This window comes from Catonella sp. (genome assembly GCF_052169795.1).
In the GTDB taxonomy this organism is placed as follows: Bacteria; Bacillota; Clostridia; order Lachnospirales; family Lachnospiraceae; genus Catonella.
The window spans coordinates 1-2,548 of the sequence record NZ_JBQNBU010000173.1 but is presented as its reverse complement, the minus strand read 5'-3'; the positions used below and the strand labels follow the sequence as shown (position 1 = coordinate 2,548).

General features: G+C 36.2%; 5 protein-coding genes. All 5 read right to left on the bottom strand.

Annotated elements, in window-relative coordinates:
- Positions 1-434, bottom strand: a 434-nt coding sequence (sdaAB, locus tag ACTTKP_RS12180) for an L-serine ammonia-lyase, iron-sulfur-dependent subunit beta (RefSeq protein WP_442554150.1), incomplete at its 3' end; no start/stop codon positions are given.
- Position 435: 1 nt separating this feature from the next.
- Positions 436-1,047 (bottom strand): NUDIX hydrolase, encoded by a 612-nt coding sequence (locus ACTTKP_RS12175; RefSeq protein ID WP_442554149.1) that lies wholly within the window; start codon positions 1,045-1,047, stop codon positions 436-438.
- A 46-nt stretch (positions 1,048-1,093) separates the two neighbouring features.
- Complete coding sequence (locus ACTTKP_RS12170) at positions 1,094-1,288, bottom strand: type II toxin-antitoxin system HicA family toxin (protein WP_442554148.1); 195 nt, start codon at positions 1,286-1,288, stop codon at positions 1,094-1,096.
- Complete coding sequence (locus ACTTKP_RS12165; protein ID WP_442554147.1) at positions 1,288-1,506, bottom strand: DUF1902 domain-containing protein; 219 nt, start codon at positions 1,504-1,506, stop codon at positions 1,288-1,290. The genes ACTTKP_RS12170 and ACTTKP_RS12165 overlap by 1 nt, the downstream gene beginning before the upstream one ends.
- A 133-nt stretch (positions 1,507-1,639) precedes the next feature.
- On the bottom strand, positions 1,640-2,389 hold the full coding sequence (locus ACTTKP_RS12160) for a phosphotransferase family protein (protein WP_442554146.1): 750 nt from the start codon (positions 2,387-2,389) through the stop codon (positions 1,640-1,642).
- Positions 2,390-2,548: the final 159 nt, after the last annotated feature.

Sequence of the window (2,548 nt, the reverse complement as noted above, 5' to 3'; positions counted from 1 at the left end):
GGCAGACTTCCTGAAAAATTAACCTCTATCCCATCTATTTTATTTACCTTTATTCTTCCTCCACCAATCGAAGATGCCTGAACACACACCTGTCTTCCCTTTTCTCCTACCGCTGTAATAACAGCAGTATTTGGATGTGCATCTTTTATTTCATTATTCTTAAATTCAAAATCAAAGCCTAATTCCTTAGCTATATCAAAACTATCAGGTATTCTCATATCATCAGGTTCAAAGCCCAAAAGTCCTGCAACCAATGCCTTATCAGTCCCATGTCCCCTGCCTGTAGCAGCAAATGACCCTGAAAGCACAATCTCCGCCTGAACAGGCTTCTCTCCTAAAAGCTTTGCAGTAATAAGTCCTATCCTACAGGCTCCTGCCGTATGTGAACTTGACGGACCTACCATTATAGGTCCAAGTATCTCAAAAACGCTCAACCTAATCCTCCTTCAAAAAGCCAAAAGGCTCTTCATCTTTTACAAAATGCATGAGCATATAAGCTGTCATTATGGCAATCTTTTCTTCTCTCAATATTCTTCTAACCTCAGCCTTGTCAGCCAATACAACCTCAATTTCTTCACTGTCCTCCTGATTTTCGCTGCTTGGCTCTCCTTCACAGTAACCAAATACAGTAGAACAGGATTCATCAGTCATTCCAATTGTTGTAAAAAATGGTCTGTTATAACCCTCCGGTACCTCAAGTGGGTTAAATTTCATTCCTGTTTCTTCAAATATCTCTCTTTCAGCAGCTACACTATACTCCTCGCCTTCTTCAACAAGTCCTGCCGGAAACTCATATATATAGTCATTAATAGGATATCTATACTGCTTTATAAGTACTACCTTGTCCTTATTCTCGCCAGCCAGTGCATAAATAATAACTCCATCAGGTAAATTTTTACCACTGCTAATCTTCAAGCTGTCTATATCCTTTGCTCTTGATGCAACAAAATATTTACCTTTTCTGCCTGATTTATGCACATTTTCAAGCTCATAAATATTTAAAAACTTATTGTCTGTCTGTTTTTTTATACTTGTTATCTGTCCCATTTTAATCTATTCTCCTGTGTACTATGCTTATTCTTCAAAATATGTTTTAAAAATGGAATTTAATACCACTTTGTTTCATTATAGCATTGGCTGTATATCTCGATTTTATTTTTCCATCTACTGTAACGTTACAATTAACTATAGGACTAAACCAAATCTCATGGTCACCTTTTCCATGTCTGACTAGATAACAGCCATGTTTTTTTAATATTTCTCTAACTTTCTTTTCATATTCCGCCATTATACTACAACCTCTTCATATCTTTCAGATTTAAAGTATATATTAGCTCTGCGAATATTCTTTTGATTAAGTTCCAAAAGCTCAGGAATAGCAATTTTTACACGTTCAATTAATGCATCCAGCGAACCCGATTCTAAAACCAGTCCCTTTACATCTTCGCTTGTTGCAACCCACACACCCGCTTCCTTATCCCATATCAAATTTATAGTGTATTCCATTTTGATACTCCCTTTCTATAAATAGTTACCGGAATTATTATACTAAACTCAAATTTGAGTTATATTATACCATTTTTTGTTTAAACATAAAAGAGGTGATACCAAAAGGTACCACCTCAAATAAATAAAATTTTTACATATAATCTACTACATTCACCCAACGGCTGAGAAGACCAACTTCTTCTTTATTTCCTTTTACAGACTGAGAAGCTGCAACAATAGGAAGCCACTTCTGAACATACTGCTTAGCTGTATCAGTTCTCTCACAGAAAAGATTAAGATACTTATCAGCAAACTCTTCTCTTCCACTTAAATAGAAGAGTAAGTAAGTTCTTGCAACATCTGCTGAAGCATTGCCCTGAGTAGCATGTGCCCAGTCAAGGATATATACTTCATCTTTGTCATTTATGATTATATTACTTGGGTTGAAATCGCCATGGCAAAGCTTGTCGTGACGCTTCATTGAATCAAGTCGTGAATGTAAGTCATATCTTGTAGTAGCATCAAAGCTGGAATCGGATATTTTCTTATAAAACTTATCATACTGTCTGTTAAGCATAGGAGCTTTTCTTGAATGCACATCAGCCTGAATAGCTATAAATCTGTCAAGAAGCTCATCCATCTTTTCAGGATGTTCATTCATCATCTGCTCAAAAGTTTTACCTTCAATATAATCAAGTACAATAGCGGTCTTTCCATCAATTTCAGTTACTCCATGCAGCTTAGGTATATTAAGACCTGTTTCCATAACTCTTGCCTGATTGAGAGCCTCATTCAGGATATCAGCCATAGAATACTGTGCATCAAATAATTTAATCACCTTATTGCCATCTCTGTAAACTGTTTTTCCCGGACGCTTTACAAGAACATTTTCAAGTTTCATAATAAACCTCCCCTTTACATTAAACTGCTTCGTTATTGTTACCATAGTAGGCATTGAGATACATCTGCTTAATCTCGCTTATAAGCGGATATCTTGGATTGCAGCCTGTACACTGATCATCAAATGCTTTCTCTGTCATATCATCAAGAGTAGCAAGGA